Here is a 17,018-nt window from a genome sequence, read left to right as displayed (position 1 = left end):
GCGATGAGGTGGGGGTACCTCCCGCTCGCGGGGGAGAGCGGCGCGAATGATCTGCGCCGGTGACGATGCAGAGCTTAGCGATGAGGAGGAGCGGCGCCGTTGATTCCGACTTTGCTGCTCGCGGGTGCGCTGTTGTGCGGACCGGCACCGTCGATGGTGCGGGCGCGCGCTACCAAAGCGATGCCCGCCAAACGCGCAGGGCGGCCATCGGTGCGCGGACCGGATCCACTGGCTGTCGCGTCGAGCCTGGACGTGCTGGCGGTCTGCCTTGCGGCGGGCATGGCGGTTTCGACCGCAGCGGCGGCGACGGCGCCCTCGGCCCCGCCGGTGCTGGCGCGAGTGCTGCGTCGCGCCGCCGACCTGCTGGTGTTGGGTGCCGCCCCGGACGTCGCCTGGTCGACGCCGCCGGACCTGCCGCCGAGTTCGCTTGACCCGCAGACGGATGCGTTGTTGCGGCTGGCGCGTCGGTCGTCGACATCGGGTGTGGCGCTCGCCGAGGCAGTCGCCGCGCTGGCCGCACAGTGTCGGCAGGACGCCGTGCACGCCGCCGCCGCGACCGCCGAGCGCGCCGCGGTCCTGATCGCCGGTCCGCTCGGTCTCTGTTTTTTGCCGGCATTCGTCTGTCTTGGCGTCGCCCCGGTGGTCGCTGGACTGGCCGGTGACCTGATGCAGTCCGGTCTGTTATGAAAGGGAAGAACTATGAAGTTAGTCACCATGTTTCGTGTACTCGAAGCGCGTGCGGCGTTGCTGGCCGCCGACGAGTCGGGGATGTCGACGGTCGAATATGCCATCGGGACCATCGCGGCGGCGGCGTTCGCCGCGATCCTGTACACCGTGGTGACCGGCGATTCCGTCGTCACGGCGCTGACCAATATCATTGCCCGCGCGCTGAACACCAAGGCCTAGCCGACGATGCCGGCGCAGCGACGGTGGAGGCGGCGCTGGGGGTGGCCACCCTGGTCGCGGTGTTGGTGCTGTGCCTGGCCGGCGTTACTGCGGCATCGATGCAGGTTCGCTGCATCGATGCCGCCCGCGAGGCTGCCCGGTTGGCTGCGCGCGGTGACGAGCGCTCGGCGCTCGCCGCCGCCCGCGGCGTGGCACCCGACGGCGCCGCCGTCGAGTTGCGTCGCGACGGCGATTTCGTCGTCGCGACCGTCACCGCCCGGTCGAGGCTGCTTCCGCTGCTGCACATCGCCGCGACTGGCGCGTCGATGGTCGAGCCGACGCGGTGAGCAAGGGTCGGCCACGGTGGTCGCCGCCGCGATGGTCGCGGCACTGCTGGCCGTGACCGGCGGCGCCGGCTACCTCGGAGCCGCGGTGGTGGCCCGGCACCAGGCTCAGGCCGCGGCCGACTTGGCCGCGGTGGCCGCCGCGACGGGGCTGGTGTCCGGAGCCGAGGCAGCCTGCGAGCAGGCGAAGGCGGTGGCCCGCGAAATGCGGGTGAGCACCACCGACTGCGACGTGGACGACTTGGACGTGATCGTCAGCGTCGAGGTCCGCTTGGCGGTCAGCAGGTGGGGCAGCGCGCGGGCGGCCGCGCGTGCCGGGCCGGCCTAGTCGGTCAGAGCGGCGTCGGCGACCTCGGCCGCGGTCGGCTGCCGCAGCGAGGCCAGCCCGGCGAACGTGTCGTCACCGATTTCGACCCGGTTGACGGTCACGTGCACCGGGACCCAGCCGCCGTCGCAGCCGGGCATCCGCAGCACCCCCCAGGTGGTGCCGTGGGCGAATTCGGCCTGCATCGTGGCCATCTTGGCCTCGTCGCTGGGGTGCAGCTTTGGGCTGTCTGCCGCGATGCGACGCCAGTCGTAGAACGGGCACGGCTCGTCGAGCCACTTCAGCAGCGTCCACGTGTGCGGATCAAACAACGCCCGATGTACTCCGGGCTGGGCCAACCCCCGCAGGATCTGCTGAGCGAGCCGATCGGACGGCTGCGGCCGCTCGGCCTCCTCGGCCCGCCAATTCATTCCACGCGCAACCAGATGATCGCGCCCGTCCGCGCCCGCCTCCAGACCGTTGCGCGCGACGAAGCTCACTCGGATGTAGCGGCCCTGCCAGTCGACGCCGTCCCAGGTGTCGCACACGGTGTGCCCCGGTTCGGACCTGACCGCCGCCCCGAGCGCTCTGCCCTCATTCGGCTTGAGCTCACCGGACGGCCAGCATTCCGCTAGCGCCCGTTCTTCGGAGTCCTCAGCCTCGACGTTTCGGCCGGCATTGGCCAGCGACTCCGGGGTATCGGTGGCCACGCCGAGGGTCATATCCCATTTCAGCGGGCCCGGAATCGGCCGTTCCGGCGGCTCGTCTCCTGCGGGTCCACTCCAGACGTGCACACCGTGCACCCGGCCGTCCGACATCACCACCGGCTCGGTGTGGATCACCCGGTCTTTCTTGGGTGTCAGGCTGACCAGGCTCTGGCTGGTGTGCAACGACTCGGCGATTGCCGACTGGATCGCGGCGCGGCCGCCCTTACGCCGCAAAAACGCCGTTATCGGAACGAGGTTCTGCAACTGGCGACCGAGTGCGACGACGGCGGGTTCCCTGCCGAGTGTTTCGACCAGCAACCAGTCGGTGGTCATAGCTCACTACCTTAGCGGCCAGGCGGTGGATAACCCGTTGCCGCATGGGCGAATTAGCGCGCATTTCGACGCGTCGGGTCTTCGGTGAATAGTTTGCTGCCGGTCGGTGAACGTCGTCATCGCTACGACTGAAGATTCTGCGCGAGCGCCGACAGCACCGCATCTAAGACCTGGACCGCTCCTGCCTTGTCCAGTGGGTCGTTGCCGTTGCCGCATTTCGGTGATTGCACACAGGACGGGCATCCCGAGGGGCACTCGCAAGCCTCGATCGCAGCGGCGGTGGCGCCCAGCCAGGTGCTCGCCCGGCGGAACCCTTGTTCGGCGAAGCCCGCGCCGCCCGGATAGCCGTCGTAGACGAACACGCTTGGCAATCCGTCGGATTCAGGACCGACCGCGGTGGACAACCCGCCGATGTCCCCGCGATCGCAACTGGCCACCAGCGGAAGCAGTCCGATGGCGGCGTGCTCTGCGGCGTGCAGCGAGCCGGGGATGCGGATCGGATCGATTCCGTTGCCATACAATGCTTCTGGCGTGATGGTGTACATGACCGCGGTGGTTTCCAGCATGTGCGGTGGCATATCCAGCTCGACGAAGTCGATCACTTCACCGGTCAGCCTGCGCCGCAGATAGCCGACGATGCGATTGGTCACGCGGACCGGGACCAGGCCCAGCGTCACGGACCCGAAGGTACTGCGTTCGCCGGTCCCGGTCACCTCGATGTCGGTGAGCTCGCGCGCGAATGTGGCGTATCCGGGGTCTTCACCGTGAACGAAAGCCATTCCCTCGTCGAAGTCCAGCGAGTCGACGAGATAACTCTCACCCTGATGCAAATACACCGCGCCGGGATGCACCGACGCCGCGGCCCGACCGGTATCGGCAGTTCCCAGTAGCCGCCCGGTGTCAGTCTCCACGATCACGATCTGATTGCCGGTCGACCCCCGGATGTCCACTGCCGGATGTGGATCCACGCCCGGCGCCGGATAGTACTTGCCGGATCGCCGCCGCAGCAGCCCGTCGTCGACCAACTGTTGGGCGACAACTTCGGCGCCCAAGGTCCGCACCTCGACGTCGTCCAATGGGAATTCCGTTGCTGCGCAGAGTAATTGCGGACCAAGGATATAGGGGTTGGTCGGGTCGATGACGACCCGCTCGATCGGCTTGTCCAGCAGCGCAGCCGGGTTGTGCACCAGGTAGGTGTCCAGTGGGTCGTCCCGGGCGACCAGCAGCACCAGCGCGCCCTGGCCGCGCCGTCCGGATCGTCCGGCCTGCTGCCAAAACGATGTGACCGTGCCCGGAAAACCGGCCATCACCACCGCATCCAACCCGGCGATGTCGATGCCGAGTTCGAGTGCGTTGGTGGTGGCCAGACCTCGCAACCGGCCATCGAGCAGCGCGCGTTCGAGCTCGTTGCGATCCTCGGGCAGATAGCCCGCCCGATACGACGCCACCTTCTCGACCAACTCCGGCGCGATGTCTTCCAGCCGCGCACGGGCCGCCAGCGCGGTCAGCTCGGCACCGCGCCGCGATCGGACAAACGTCAGCGTGCGGGCCCCTTCGGCGATCAGATCGGCCATCACTCGCGCCGATTCGCTTCCCGCGGATCGTCTTACCGGGGCGCCGTTTTCGCCGACCAGGTCGGTGCGCAGGGCGGGCTCCCACAGCGCGACCGTCCGGGCGCCCTGCGGTGAACCGTCTTCGGTGACCTCTTCGACCGGCTGGCCGATCAACTCGGTCGCGGTCGCCCCGGGCTCCGACGTTGTCGCGCTGGCGAAAATGACAGTGGGAGTACGGCTCGGGTCGGCGGAGTAACGTGCACACAGCCGCAGCAGGCGGCGCAGCACCATTGCCACGTTCGACCCGAAAACCCCTCGGTAGTAATGGCATTCGTCGACCACCACGAAACGCAGACCGCGCAGGAACACCGCCCACCGGGCGTGATTGCGCAGCAGCGCCAGGTGGACCATGTCCGGGTTGGAGAACAGCCAGCGGGAACGCTCGCGGGCGAATCGTCGTACTTCGGTTGGACTGTCGCCGTCATAAGCCGTTGGCGCAACGTCATTGAGTCGCGGGATCGCCGCGGTCAGAGCATGGGCGGCGCGCAACTGGTCGTGGCCGAGCGCTTTGGTCGGCGAGATGTACAGCGCCCGGGCCCGTGGCTCGGTGGCCAGTGCATTGAGGATAGGCAGTTGGTAGACCAGCGATTTCCCGGATGCCGTGCCGGTGCTGATGACGACATGGCGACCGGCGTGGGCCAGGTCCGCGGCGGCAACCTGATGTAGCCACGGCGAATTGACACCGCGGTCGGTGAACGCGCGGAGCACGTCGGGCTCGACCCAAGTCGGCCAAGGGCGTTGGCGGCCATGCCGCGCCGGCAACTCGGCGACATGGCGTAGCGGCTGCTCTCCCGCGTCGGTGCCGGCGACCGCGGCGGCGAGCAACTCGCTGCCGAACGTCACCATGGTTCAAGGCCCTCCTGAACGGAATCAATCGCCGAAAATCGCGACCGGCAGCGGGGTTGCGGCCAGGCATTTCGGCGTCGCATAGCAATTGTTTACCTCGTGGTAGCTCAATCGAGCACCTGAGGCTGTCGCTGAGGCGATGAACATGGTTGACTGTTTGCGGTCGCAGCTTCTGTGTTCGTGTTTCACATTCGCAGGATCGACGTTGCGGCCGCGGTTCCTGCGAGGATGTAGGTCGGGTGAAGTTCCGGCGACTCAGCAAGGTCTAGCGGTCGGAACGGGCCCAGAGCATCGAGGTGATGCTCCGCACCCGAGTAGTAAAGGAAACATCAAGAAATGCCACAGGGAACTGTGAAGTGGTTCAACGCGGAGAAGGGGTTCGGCTTCATCGCCCCGGAAGACGGTTCGGCCGACGTGTTCGTCCACTACACGGAGATCCAGGGAAGCGGCTTCCGCACCCTTGAGGAGAACCAGCGGGTTGAGTTCGAGGTCGGCCAGAGCCCCAAGGGTCCTCAGGCCACCGGCGTCCGCTCCATCTGACCAGTCTTCGACGACAACCCCCCCACGATCCGGAGTAATCGGGTTCGTTCGGGGGGTTTTCGCTCTTCTGATGGCCTGACTCTCCCCCGCAAGCGGGAGGTGCCCCACCTCATCGCTGCGCTCTGCATCGTCGTTCAGGCGAAAAGCGCCCTGCGTTCCGCACGCCGTAGCGTGCGTCGCCCGTCGGGCGCTTACTGTCGATGACGTGAGCCAGCTGTCCTTCTTCTCGGCCGAGTCGGTGCCGCCTGCGGTCAGCGACCTCACCGGGGTGCTGGCGGCCGCAGGCCAGATCGTGACGGTGGGCAGCGGCGCGCGGCTCTCCGTGGTCGTGGATCAGACCTGGCGTGCTGTCGCGTTGGGCCAGATGATCGAAGAAGCCGGTCTGACGGCCGAGATCACCGAAACCGACGAGAAGACTCCGCTGGTGCGGACTGCGGTCGACAACAGGTTGCGCCCGATCGCCGTCGAATGGACCCGCGGCGCGGTGAAGACCGTGCCACCGCTGTGGTTGCCCGGATCGCGGGAATTGCGCGCCTGGGTGCTTGCCGCGGGCAGCCCGGAAGCCGACCGCTATTTATTAGGACTCGATCCGCACGCGCCCGATACCCATTCGCCGCTGGCATCGGCGTTGATGCGAATCGGGATCGCGCCGACCCTGATCGGCACCCGTGGCGCCCGGCCCGCGCTGCGAATCAGCGGCCGGCGAAGGCTGTCGCGCCTGGTAGAGAATGTCGGGGAACCGCCCGACACGGTCGAAGCGTTGCCATACTGGCCGCACGTTTAGCGGCAATTGGGCAGCCCGTTAACGGGGGGTCGGTTTGCGTGGACCCATCCCGGGTGCCACATTGTCAGTTGTCTAATGGGCCGATAGCACCAGAGCTTTCTCTCTGCGGGACCGGCCCGGGCGATGAAATTAGGTGAAAGTGAGCGTAAATACAGGTGGCTGAAGGCGACCGTGGTGGCCCTAGCAGGGGCAATGGAGCCTCGCGGCGACTCGTCATCGTCGAGTCGCCCACTAAAGCGCGCAAACTAGCCGGCTACCTCGGCTCGAACTACATCGTCGAATCCTCCCGGGGACACATCCGCGACTTGCCGCGCGCCGCGGCCGACGTCCCGGCGAAGTACAAGTCGCAGCCGTGGGCCCGGCTCGGGGTCAACGTCGACGAGGACTTCGAGCCGCTCTACATCATCAGCCCAGACAAAAAGAGCACCGTCAGCGAACTCAAGGGCCTGCTCAAAGATGTCGACGAGCTGTATCTGGCCACAGACGGTGACCGCGAGGGCGAGGCGATCGCGTGGCATCTGCTGGAGACCCTCAAACCGCGCATTCCGGTCAAACGGATGGTGTTCCACGAGATCACCGAGCCGGCGATCCTGGAAGCCGCCGAAAACCCGCGTGACCTGGACAACGACCTGGTGGACGCCCAGGAAACCCGCCGCATCCTGGACCGGCTGTACGGCTACGAGGTCAGCCCCGTGTTGTGGAAGAAGGTGGCGCCCAAGCTGTCCGCGGGGCGCGTGCAGTCGGTGGCCACCCGCATCATCGTCCAGCGCGAACGCGACCGGATGGCGTTCCGCAGCGCCGCCTACTGGGACGTCGTGGCCGAGCTCGACGCCAGCGTCTCCGACCCAAAGGCCCAGCCGCCGACCTTCACCGCCCGGCTGACCTCGGTCGACGGCCTGCGGGTGGCGACCGGGCGCGACTTCGATTCGCTCGGTGCGGTGCGCAAGCCCGACGAGGTGACGGTGCTCGACGAGGCCAGCGCCGTGTCGCTGGCCACCGGTCTGCGGGGATCGCAGCTGTCCGTCGGGTCGGTGGAGGAGAAGCCCTACACCCGTCGCCCGTATCCGCCGTTCATGACCTCCACGCTGCAGCAAGAGGCGGGCCGCAAGCTGCGGTTCTCCGCCGAGCGCACGATGAGCATCGCCCAGCGGCTCTACGAGAACGGCTACATCACCTACATGCGTACCGACTCGACGACGCTCTCGCAGTCGGCGATCGACGCGGCCCGGACCCAGGCCCGCCAGCTCTACGGCGAGGAGTACGTCTACCCGTCGGCGCGTCAGTACACCCGCAAGGTGAAGAACGCGCAGGAGGCTCACGAGGCGATCCGGCCCGCCGGCGAGACCTTCGCGACCCCCGACGCGGTGCACCGCGAACTCGACGGCGACGAATTCCGGCTCTACGAGCTGATCTGGCAGCGCACAGTGGCCTCGCAGATGGCCGACGCGCGCGGCACCACGCTGAGTCTGCGGATCAACGGCGAATCCGACGGTCGGCAAATCCAGTTCTCGGCCAGCGGCCGCACCATCACGTTCGCTGGGTTCCTGAAGGCCTATGTCGAGACCGTCGACGAATTGGCCGGCGGCGAGGCCGACGACGCCGAGAGCCGGCTGCCGCAGCTGACCCAAGGCCAGCGGGTGGATGCCACCAAGCTGACCCCCGACGGGCACTCCACCAACCCACCGGCCCGCTACACCGAGGCATCGCTGATCAAAGCTCTGGAAGAGCTCGGTATCGGACGACCGTCGACGTATTCGTCGATAATCAAGACCATCCAGGACCGCGGCTACGTGCACAAGAAGGGCAGCGCGCTGGTCCCGTCCTGGGTTGCGTTCGCCGTAACCGGTTTGCTGGAACAGCATTTCGGCAGGCTCGTCGACTACGGGTTCACCGCTGCGATGGAAGACGAGCTCGACGCGATCGCTTCTGGCCAGGAGCACCGGACCAACTGGCTCAACAACTTCTACTTCGGCGGCGACCACGGCGTGGCCGATTCGATCGCCCGGTCCGGCGGGCTGAAGAAGCTCGTCGGCGTCAACCTCGAGGGCATCGATGCCCGAGAAGTCAACTCCATCAAGCTTTTTGACGACGCACAGGGCCGCGCTGTCAATGTTCGGGTCGGTAAGAACGGTCCGTACCTGGAGCGGATGGTGGTCGGCGACGACGGGGAGCCGACACCGCAACGGGCCAATCTGCACGACTCGCTGACCCCCGACGAGCTGACCCTCGACGTCGCCGAGGAACTGTTCTCGACGCCGCAAGAGGGACGCACGCTCGGCGTCGACCCCGACACCGGCCATGAAATCGTCGCCAAGGACGGACGTTACGGGCCCTACGTCACCGAGGTGCTGCCCAAATCCGAGGACGACGACGACGGCACCGCGGGCCAGCCGGCCAAGAAGGGCAAGAAGCCGACCGGACCCAAGCCCCGCACGGGTTCACTGCTACGCACCATGGATCTGCAGACCGTGACGCTCGAGGACGCGCTGAGACTGCTGTCGCTGCCGCGAGTCGTCGGCGTGGACCCGCAGTCGGGCGAGGAGATCACCGCGCAGAACGGCCGCTACGGCCCATATCTCAAGCGCGGCACCGATTCTCGCTCGCTGGCCACCGAGGAGCAGATGTTCGACATCACCCTCGACGAGGCGCTGAAGATCTACGCCGAGCCGAAACGTCGTGGCCGCCAGGCCGCCGCGGCACCGCCACTGCGCGAACTCGGCAACGACCCGGCGTCGGGCAAGCCGATGGTGATCAAAGACGGCCGATTCGGTCCCTACGTCACCGACGGCGAGACCAATGCCAGCCTTCGCAAGGGCGATGACGTTCTGTCGATCACCGATGACCGTGCCGCTGAACTCCTGGCCGACCGGCGCGCGCGCGGCCCGGTCAAGAAAACGGCCAAGAAGACGGCGCGTAAGTCGCCCGCCAAGAAGGCGGCGAAGAAGGCCGTTAAGCGCAGCTAGCGAGCCGTTTTGACGGCCGTCGGCACGACTGCCCCGATCCTGTGCATCACTTCCCGGAGATTTTTGCTAAAAAGGGGGTGATTCTCAGCGACTTCTCAGGTACAGTGATCGCTACACGTTTGTGGACCCTCCACATCGGTATACGGGAGAACCATGCGATCCGCCGCCCGCCACTGCATCACCGCTGGTGCTGCGCTTGTTGGCCTCAGCGTGATCATTGCGGCTCCTGCGGCGCCACCGCTGAGCGATGTCCAAGTGCCCGCGGTGCAGCTCTCGGGTAATTCACACGAAAATCCCGATGCGAACAGCCCGTCGGTGGCTGACTTGCTGCAGGTGATGAACGGTTCTGAAAGCCCGGTGGTGGTGCAGAACATCACCGAATCCGAGACGGGGGTTTTCGAGGGAGATACGCCGGCAATCGTGCCGGGTCTGAGTGAGCTGCTGAATCTGGGCACTGACCCAGCCGGCGTCACCGACCCGCAAGGCAAGGCGTTCATCGATCTCGGGCCGCTGGTGCCGGGCGTTGTTACCCCGGCGCCGGCTGGTCCGCCACCTGCCGGCGGCTAACTCAGCTCTTCGGTCCGGCTAGCTGCTCATCTCGCGGGGCGCTTCTTCGGGCGCAGCCAGATTCAGCGGACGGGCCAACTGCGTCGGTGCGGTACGCCCACGCAGGGCGACCACTTCGGCGACATCCCAGCACAGCGCTTCGGCATCCAGGGCGCCACTGACCGCGACTGCCGAGGCCAGCACGTGGCCGTCCTCCAGTTTGGCCAGCTCGGTCAGCCGTGCGGCCTCGTTGACCGGGTCGCCGATCACGGTGTACTCGAAGCGGGCCAGCGCGCCGATGTGGCCGGCGATGGCGCGGCCGGACGACACCCCGATGCCGAACTCCGCCGAGCCGATCACCGGCAGCAACTCGTCGTGCAGCTCGCGGGCCGCGGCCAGGGCGCCACCGGAGGCGTCCGGATGCTCGATCGGAGCGCCGAAGATGGCCAGCGCGGCGTCACCCTGGAACTTGTTGACGAAACCGCCGTGCCGGCCGACGGTGTCGACCACCACCCGGAAGAACTCGTTGAGCATGCTGACCACCTCAGCCGGCGGTCTCGTGGACGCCAGCTTGGTCGAGCCGACCAGGTCGACGAACAGCACCGCAACGTCGCGCTCCTGGCCGCCCAGCTCGGTGCCCCGCTCCAGCGCGCGACGGGCCACGTCTTCGCCGACATAGCGGCCGAACAGGTCGCGCAGCCGTTGCCGCTCGGCCAGGTCGCGGACCATGTCGTTGAAGCCGGCCTGCAGCAGGCCCAACTCGCTGGCGTCGTAGATCTGCATGTGCGCGTTGTAGTTACCGCGTTGCACCTCGCCGAGCGCCCAGCGCAGCTGGCGCAGCGGGTCGGCGATCGACATGGCCACCAGCAGCGTGCTGGCCAGCCCGATGCCCAAGGCCAGCAGCGCCAGCAGCAGGATCGGGTTCAGCAGCTTCTCCGGTGGCCCGTGCAGGTACTCAGCCTTGTCGGCGACCACGGCCAGCACGATCGTCAGCACCGGAACGCCGGTGGACAACGCCCAGGCCAGCATTTGCCGCCCGATCACACCGGAGGCCCGGATGTTCTCCGGCAGGCCGCCGCGCAGCGCGGCCACCGCCACCGGGCGCAGCACCCGCTCGGACTGCAGGTAGCCGATGATCGCGGTCGCGGTCGCACCCAGCGCGGTCGCGACGGCCACCACCGGCGCGGCGTGTTTGGCCACCGGCCAGCTGGCGACGATGAAGATCGTGCCGCCGATGCACCAGGACGCCAGGTTGATGACGGTGCGGTAGAAAGGCGTGCGCAGCGCCCGGCTGCGGGCCAGTGCGGTGGCGGTGGGGTCGGTGTCGGTGAGCAGACCGTCGCGCCGCTGCCACCGGAACACCGGTACCAGCAGACGTGCGCTGATCGCGGTACCGATGAGGAAAAGCAGGACGATCGACCCGGCGAAGGTGGCCAGGTTGAGGGTCGGCAGCTTCTGCAGTTCGATGCGGTCTTCGGGCGGCAGCCCGTACCGCAGGAAGCCCAGGACCAGCAGCGCGCCGATGATGTCGGCCTGCAATTGGCTCAGCGTGAAAACCGGCCACGGTGTGCGCACGAACCATTGGACGAATCCACTGATCCGTCCGGGTAGGCCCGCCGCGGTGCTCACCTGCCCACCGTATCGGTCGGCGGCGACCAAAAAGTAGCCAAAACGTTCGATCGTCAGCCGCTGACGGTGTCGGAGTGTCCGCCGTGAGCACTACTGTTTCGGGTGATGTCGCGGGTATTCACACGCTTGGTTGGCCAGGAGTCGGTCGAGGCCGACCTGGTGGCCGCTGCCACGGCGGCGCGTGGTGATTCGACTCACAACGCCGCGATGACGCACGCCTGGCTGATCACCGGCCCACCCGGGTCGGGCCGATCGATCGCGGCGCTGTGCTTTGCGGCCGCCCTGCAGTGCACCTCCGACGGGGTAGCGGGCTGCGGGGAATGCCGGTCCTGTTCGACGACGATGGCCGGCACCCACGCCGACGTGCGGCGCGTCATCCCCGAAGGGCTCTCCATTGGTGTCGACGACATGCGCGCGATCGTCCAGATCGCCTCGCGACGGCCGAGCACCGGTCGCTGGCAGATCGTGCTGATCGAGGACGCCGACCGGTTGACCGAAGGCGCGGCGAACGCGCTGCTCAAGGTGGTCGAGGAGCCGCCGCCGCGGACGGTGTTTCTGCTGTGTGCGCCGTCGGTGGACCCCGAGGACATCGCGATCACGCTGCGGTCCCGCTGTCGGCACGTCGCGCTGGTGACGCCGGCGCCGGAGGCGATCGCCCAGGTGCTGGTCGACAACGACGATCTGCCGGCGAAGACCGCGACCTGGGCGGCGTCGGTCAGCGGCGGTCACGTCGGCCGGGCGCGCCGGCTGGCCATCGACCCCGAGGCCCGGGATCGACGGCTTCAGGCGTTGGGGCTGGCCCGCGACGCGGCGACCCGGTCGAAGGGTTACGCCGCAGGCGAGGCGCTGGTGGCCGCTGCCGAGGCGGAAGCGGCGGTGCTCACTGCCGGGCGCGACGAGGCCGAGACCGAGGAGTTGCGCACCGCGCTGGGCGCGGGCGGCACCGGTAAGGGCACCGCCGGCGCGTTGCGTGGCGCGACGGGTGCGATCAAAGACCTTGAGCGACGACAGAAGTCGCGTCAGACCCGAGCGTCGCGAGATGCGTTGGATCGCGCGCTGATCGACCTGGCGACCTACTTTCGGGACGCGCTGCTGGTCTCGTCGGGCGCGGGGGGTGTTCGGCCCAATCATCCCGACATGGCTGAGCAGGTCGCGGCGATGGCCGCGCACGCCCCGCCCGATCGACTGCTGCGCTGCATCGAGGCGGTGCTGGAGTGCCGCGAAGCCCTGGCCGTCAACGTCAAGCCCAAGTTCGCCGTCGACGCGATGGTCGCCACGATCGGTCAGGCGCTGCGCGACTAGGCGTGCAGGCGAAGTTGGGCGGCTGAACGGGCCTGTCGTAGACTCGTGCCGCCCGTCAGGGCACGCCACCTTAGCTCAGTCGGTAGAGCGGCTCACTCGTAATGAGCAGGTCAGGAGTTCGATTCTCCTAGGTGGCTCCACGTTTGCCCGCTCAACGCGGCAGCACGTAGCCCACCGGGCCGGCCGCCACGCACACGCTCAACGCGGTCGTATTGGCCCGCACGAGTACCGCATCGCCCGCGCCGGGCAGTCGGACGAATACGCGGTTGAGCCCGGGATGCACCGCAACCCGGGTCGCGGTGCCCTCGGGCAACGACATCGTCATCGAGCCGTCGCTGTTGGCGAGGTAGTTGATCTCCGCCGTCCAATCCGTCGGCAGCAGCGGCCCGTCCAGCGCGAGCCTAACCGGCCGGTCGGGCTGCACGAGATACCCACACCGTGGCACCGGTCCGGGCTTGATCGCGCGCACCCAGGTCACCTGCGCGTCCACTAGTCGACCCGAAGTGTCAAGGGTACGCAATTGCGTTGTGGCCGAGGAGAATTCCGGGCGATCGTGCAATAGGGCGAACATGTGACTGGCCAGATTGCTCGGCCAGGCCACCCGTCCGAGCACCAACGGATCGACCTCCTGGTCGAGCAGCGGTGCACTAGAAGCGGCATGCGCGGCGGCCAACCCGCGTCGCGCATTCTGTAGAAACGGCTGAGCCGGGTTGTCCCGCCAGGACTTTAAGAAGGTCGCCGTCGAATATCCGCTGCTCGCAACAAAACACGTGGCGACGGCGGTGGTCATGAGCGCGCGGGCCGACGAAGCGTCCAGCCAACGTGACGCAGGGCGGTTGGGCGCGCAAAATCCAACGGCGGCAAGCAAAGCCAGCACCGTGACGAGATCGGGGAAATACCGCAACGTCTGGGCCAGTTCCAGCGCGGTGAACCGCGACGAGCGCATCAGGTAGATCGGCACCTGGCAGGCGACCACGTAGCCGGCGGCGGTCAGCCACAGCGGCGCGATGCGCTGTTTGCGGGCCAGCGACAGCGCCAGCAGCGTGGCCAGCACCAACCAGCCCAGCACCCTGACCGTCGTCGGCGGCACGGCCCACGGCGAGGCCGGCGCCCACCTGGCCCACGCCCACGGTCCGCCGGCCAGACCCGGCACGATCCCATGAGTCACCGAGCGGCACAACAGGTCCCACGTCATCGACAGATCCGAACTCCACCGCCGCTGGTTGACCACGACCAGATACACCGCGACCCAGGCGCCGGTCAGCGCCAGCGACGCCGTCCACAGTCGGATGCCGGCCCGCCACACCGTCGCGCACGCCGAGCGATCGCCGTTGACGTGCCACAGCAGCGCTGCGATCGCGAACGCAACGAACGGGATCACCGCGGCCTTCTCGAAGAACACCAGCCCGCCGAGGTAGGCCGATACGCCCGTCACGGCATAGCGCCGGTTTCCGGTGCGGACCAACAGGACCGCGTCGGCGCACACCCAGGCGAGCGCGGTCAGCATCGGTAACGAGTTCAGCGCCGCCGCCCACCAGGCGAACCCGGGCACGCCCAACGGGGTGAACAACGCGAAGGTCAGCGGAATCAGCAGCACCGGCCGCCAGCCCAGGATCACGTACAGCGCACGCAGCAGCGCGAGCGAAGCCAGGAGCTGCAGCACGAGAAGGCTGATGGCGGGCCCGACCCAGTTCAACGGCGCCAACCGGGTGACGGCGCCGGCGACCAAGAACGCGGCCGGCATCACGTGGCCGTCGTGATCGTCGAACAGGTATGACGGCGACAGCAGGCCGTGCGTCCCCGCCCGGCTTACCAGAATCAGGTCGTCCCAGTAGAAGTAGCCCCGAAACGCCAGCACGCCGCGAATCACCAGCTGCAGCGCCACCAGCGTCGCCGCTGCCAGCGCCACCTTCGGCACCCGGTGCGCCCGCCGGTATGGTGGGCCGGTGCGCGCACTGGTCACCGGGGCAGCCGGGTTCATCGGGTCGACGCTAGTCGACCGGTTGCTGAACGACGGGCACCGCGTCGTCGGCCTGGACAACTACGCCTCTGGCCGGGCGACCAACCTCGAGCATCTGGTCGGCATCGGCGAGTTCGTCTTCGTCGAGGCCGACATCGTCACCGCCGACCTGCACGCCATCTTCGGCGAGCACCGGCCGGAGGTGGTGTTCCACCTGGCCGCCCAGATCGACGTGCGGCACTCGGTGGCCGACCCGCAGTTCGACGCGTCGGTCAACGTGCTCGGCACGGTACGGATCGCCGAAGCCGCGCGCAGCACCGGCGTCCGCAAGGTCGTGCACACCTCGTCGGGGGGATCGATCTACGGCATCCCGCCGACCTACCCGACCAGCGAAGCGGTGCCCACCGATCCGGCGTCGCCCTACGCCGCGGGCAAGGTGGCCGGCGAGATCTACCTCAACACGTTTAGTCATCTCTACGACCTGGAGTGCTCGCACATCGCACCGGCCAATGTCTATGGCCCACGCCAGGATCCGCACGGCGAGGCCGGCGTCGTCGCGATCTTCGCGCAGGCGCTGTTGTCCGGCAAACCCACCAAAGTCTTCGGCGACGGGTCCAACACCCGCGACTATGTCTTCGTCGACGACGTGGTGGAGGCGTTCGTCAAGGCGTCCGGCCCGGCCGGGGGTGGGCAGCGGTTCAACGTCGGCACCGGTGTGGAAACCTCTGACCGCCAACTTCATTCAGCGGTGGCCGCCGCCGTCGGTGCGCCCGACGACCCGGAATTCCATCCGCCGCGGCTCGGCGATTTGAAGCGGTCCTGCCTCGACATCGCCTCAGCTGAAAAGGTTTTGGGCTGGCTACCGCAGGTGCCACTCGATGAGGGCATACGCCGCACGGTGGACTACTTCCGGAAGACGCACTCCGGCTAGCTTATCGATCAGCCAGAACCAATCTCTTGTCCGGTGGCACGGACGGCGTAAGCATGTTTGACCGTGAACGATCAGAGTCACGAAGCGGGCTCGACCAGTGGGGCCGGACACCTGGCCCGGATAAGCGTCGACTGGTGGGCCACCATCGTGGCCGGCATCGTGGTGCTGTTGGCCGTGGCCGGCTTGCTGCCCAAGATTCCGTGGTGACCCGGTGAGCACCGTCGTCGCTGACCAGGCCGAACCCGACGAAGCCGGTTTCACCAGCGGCAACCTGTTCGCGTACTTGCCAGGTGTGCTTCTGCTCATTGCGGTCGGACTGCTCGGCAAGTATTCCCAGATCTGGTGGAATTCCTTTGCCCACCAACAACATTGGGTGGTGCCGGACGTCGAGTATGTGCTATGGGCGATTCTCATCGGCCTGCTCGTGACCAACACCGTCGGGTTGCACCGCATCTTCCGCGCCGGGGTGCAGACGTACGAATTCTGGCTGAAAATCGGGATCGTCGCACTGGGCGTGCGGTTCGTGCTCGGCGATGTCCTGAAGCTGGGCGGGATCTCGCTGGTGCAGATCTTGGTGGACATGACCGTTGCCGGGGCGATCATTGTGGCCGCGGCCCGCTTCTTCGGCCTGTCCGGCAAGCTCGGTTCGCTGTTGGCGATCGGAACCTCGATCTGCGGCGTCTCGGCAATCATCGCGTCCAAAGGTGCCATCCGGGCGCGTAACTCCGACGTCTCCTACGCCATCGCCGCGATCTTGGCGCTCGGCGCGGTCGGCCTGTTCACGCTGCCGGTCCTGGGACACGCGCTCGGCTTGACCGATCACGAATTCGGTTTGTGGGCAGGGCTTTCGGTGGACAACACCGCGGAGACCACCGCGACGGGTTACCTCTATTCCGAGCAAGCGGGCAAGCTTGCGGTGCTGGTGAAGTCGACCCGCAATGCGCTGATCGGTTTCGTCGTCCTCGGCTTCGCTCTCTACTGGGCGTCGCGCGGTGAAGCCGACGAAGTCGCGCCAGGTCTTCGCGCGCGGGCGGCGTTCGTGTGGGTCAAGTTCCCGAAATTCGTGTTGGGCTTTTTGGCAGTGTCGGCGATCGCGACCGCGCACTGGCTCAGCAAGGGCCAGACCGCCAACGTCGCCAACGTGTCGAAGTGGGCGTTTTTGTTGACGTTCGCCGGCGTCGGGCTGAACACCAACATTCGCGAACTCGTCCACACCGGGTGGCGGCCGCTGGTGGTCGCCGTCGTCGGACTGGTCGTCGTTGCCGCGGTCTCGCTCGGGCTGGTGCTGCTCACCTCACGCGGCCTGCACTGGGGTGTCGGCGCAGGCTGAT

16 protein-coding genes and 1 tRNA gene are annotated in these 17,018 nt (G+C 67.5%); 13 read left to right on the top strand and 4 right to left on the bottom strand.

All coding sequences use genetic code 11. From position 1 onward, the window contains the following. Positions 1-153 precede the first annotated feature (153 nt). From G6N27_RS14150 to G6N27_RS25295, 4 genes are read left to right on the top strand one after another with little or no spacing between them, the layout of a single operon-like run. Positions 154-687, top strand: coding sequence for a type II secretion system F family protein (locus G6N27_RS14150; protein WP_163781789.1), 534 nt, complete (start codon positions 154-156; stop codon positions 685-687). 12 nt (positions 688-699) lie between these two features. Further along, positions 700-906, top strand: a complete 207-nt coding sequence (locus tag G6N27_RS14145; RefSeq protein ID WP_163776900.1) for a DUF4244 domain-containing protein — start codon at positions 700-702, stop codon at positions 904-906. Positions 907-929: 23 nt separating this feature from the next. Beyond that, entirely contained in the window at positions 930-1,232 is a 303-nt protein-coding gene (locus G6N27_RS25300) for a TadE family type IV pilus minor pilin (protein WP_232064578.1), read from the top strand. A gap of 16 nt (positions 1,233-1,248) precedes the next feature. Beyond that, a complete protein-coding gene (locus G6N27_RS25295; RefSeq protein WP_232064577.1) occupies positions 1,249-1,557 on the top strand; it encodes an Rv3654c family TadE-like protein in 309 nt (102 codons plus the stop codon). Here the strand turns inward: G6N27_RS25295 and G6N27_RS14135 are convergent. Together G6N27_RS14135 and G6N27_RS14130 are read right to left on the bottom strand one after the other, a co-directional pair. Beyond that, positions 1,554-2,573: a PAS domain-containing protein gene (locus G6N27_RS14135; protein WP_163776898.1), complete on the bottom strand. Its 1,020-nt coding sequence runs from the start codon at positions 2,571-2,573 to the stop codon at positions 1,554-1,556. The genes G6N27_RS25295 and G6N27_RS14135 overlap by 4 nt on opposite strands. A gap of 122 nt (positions 2,574-2,695) precedes the next feature. Continuing rightward, positions 2,696-5,032, bottom strand: coding sequence for a DEAD/DEAH box helicase (locus tag G6N27_RS14130; protein WP_163776897.1), 2,337 nt, complete (start codon positions 5,030-5,032; stop codon positions 2,696-2,698). A 336-nt stretch (positions 5,033-5,368) separates the two neighbouring features. Here G6N27_RS14130 and G6N27_RS14125 point away from each other — a divergent pair, with 336 nt between their 5' ends. From G6N27_RS14125 to G6N27_RS14110, 4 genes are all read left to right on the top strand, one after another. Further along, entirely contained in the window at positions 5,369-5,572 is a 204-nt protein-coding gene (locus G6N27_RS14125) for a cold-shock protein (protein ID WP_003925183.1), read from the top strand. 205 nt (positions 5,573-5,777) lie between these two features. Then, positions 5,778-6,356: a hypothetical protein gene (locus G6N27_RS14120; RefSeq protein WP_163776896.1), complete on the top strand. Its 579-nt coding sequence runs from the start codon at positions 5,778-5,780 to the stop codon at positions 6,354-6,356. Between the two features lie 155 nt (positions 6,357-6,511). Further along, a complete protein-coding gene (gene topA / locus G6N27_RS14115; protein ID WP_163776895.1) occupies positions 6,512-9,319 on the top strand; it encodes a type I DNA topoisomerase in 2,808 nt (935 codons plus the stop codon). 153 nt (positions 9,320-9,472) lie between these two features. Further along, positions 9,473-9,886, top strand: coding sequence for a hypothetical protein (locus G6N27_RS14110; RefSeq protein WP_163776894.1), 414 nt, complete (start codon positions 9,473-9,475; stop codon positions 9,884-9,886). Between the two features lie 18 nt (positions 9,887-9,904). Here G6N27_RS14110 and G6N27_RS14105 read toward each other — a convergent pair whose 3' ends face one another. Beyond that, entirely contained in the window at positions 9,905-11,551 is a 1,647-nt protein-coding gene (locus G6N27_RS14105) for an adenylate/guanylate cyclase domain-containing protein (protein ID WP_163781788.1), read from the bottom strand. Positions 11,552-11,599: 48 nt separating this feature from the next. Here G6N27_RS14105 and G6N27_RS14100 point away from each other — a divergent pair, with 48 nt between their 5' ends. Together G6N27_RS14100 and G6N27_RS14095 are read left to right on the top strand one after the other, a co-directional pair. Further along, positions 11,600-12,796, top strand: a complete 1,197-nt coding sequence (locus G6N27_RS14100) for a DNA polymerase III subunit delta' (protein ID WP_163776893.1) — start codon at positions 11,600-11,602, stop codon at positions 12,794-12,796. Positions 12,797-12,860: 64 nt separating this feature from the next. Beyond that, positions 12,861-12,936: transfer RNA gene (locus G6N27_RS14095), tRNA-Thr, on the top strand. Positions 12,937-12,947: 11 nt separating this feature from the next. On the opposite strand, the gene G6N27_RS14090 is transcribed toward G6N27_RS14095, so the two are convergent. Continuing rightward, positions 12,948-14,777, bottom strand: a complete 1,830-nt coding sequence (locus G6N27_RS14090) for a hypothetical protein (RefSeq protein WP_163776892.1) — start codon at positions 14,775-14,777, stop codon at positions 12,948-12,950. On the opposite strand from G6N27_RS14090, the gene G6N27_RS14085 reads away from it, so the two are divergent. The 3 genes from G6N27_RS14085 to G6N27_RS14075 all read left to right on the top strand — a co-directional run bounded on the left by G6N27_RS14085 (position 14,743) and on the right by G6N27_RS14075 (position 17,017). After that, positions 14,743-15,687, top strand: a complete 945-nt coding sequence (locus G6N27_RS14085) for an NAD-dependent epimerase/dehydratase family protein (RefSeq protein ID WP_163776891.1) — start codon at positions 14,743-14,745, stop codon at positions 15,685-15,687. The genes G6N27_RS14090 and G6N27_RS14085 overlap by 35 nt on opposite strands. A 63-nt stretch (positions 15,688-15,750) precedes the next feature. Then, complete coding sequence (locus G6N27_RS14080; RefSeq protein WP_163774186.1) at positions 15,751-15,894, top strand: hypothetical protein; 144 nt, start codon at positions 15,751-15,753, stop codon at positions 15,892-15,894. Between the two features lie 4 nt (positions 15,895-15,898). Next, positions 15,899-17,017: a YeiH family protein gene (locus tag G6N27_RS14075; protein WP_163776890.1), complete on the top strand. Its 1,119-nt coding sequence runs from the start codon at positions 15,899-15,901 to the stop codon at positions 17,015-17,017. Position 17,018: the final 1 nt, after the last annotated feature.

It is taken from the genome of Mycobacterium cookii, from assembly GCF_010727945.1.
Lineage (GTDB): Bacteria > Actinomycetota > Actinomycetes > Mycobacteriales > Mycobacteriaceae > Mycobacterium > Mycobacterium cookii.
The sequence above is the reverse complement of the archived record's forward strand: the minus strand, read 5'-3'. Positions and strand labels throughout refer to the sequence as shown.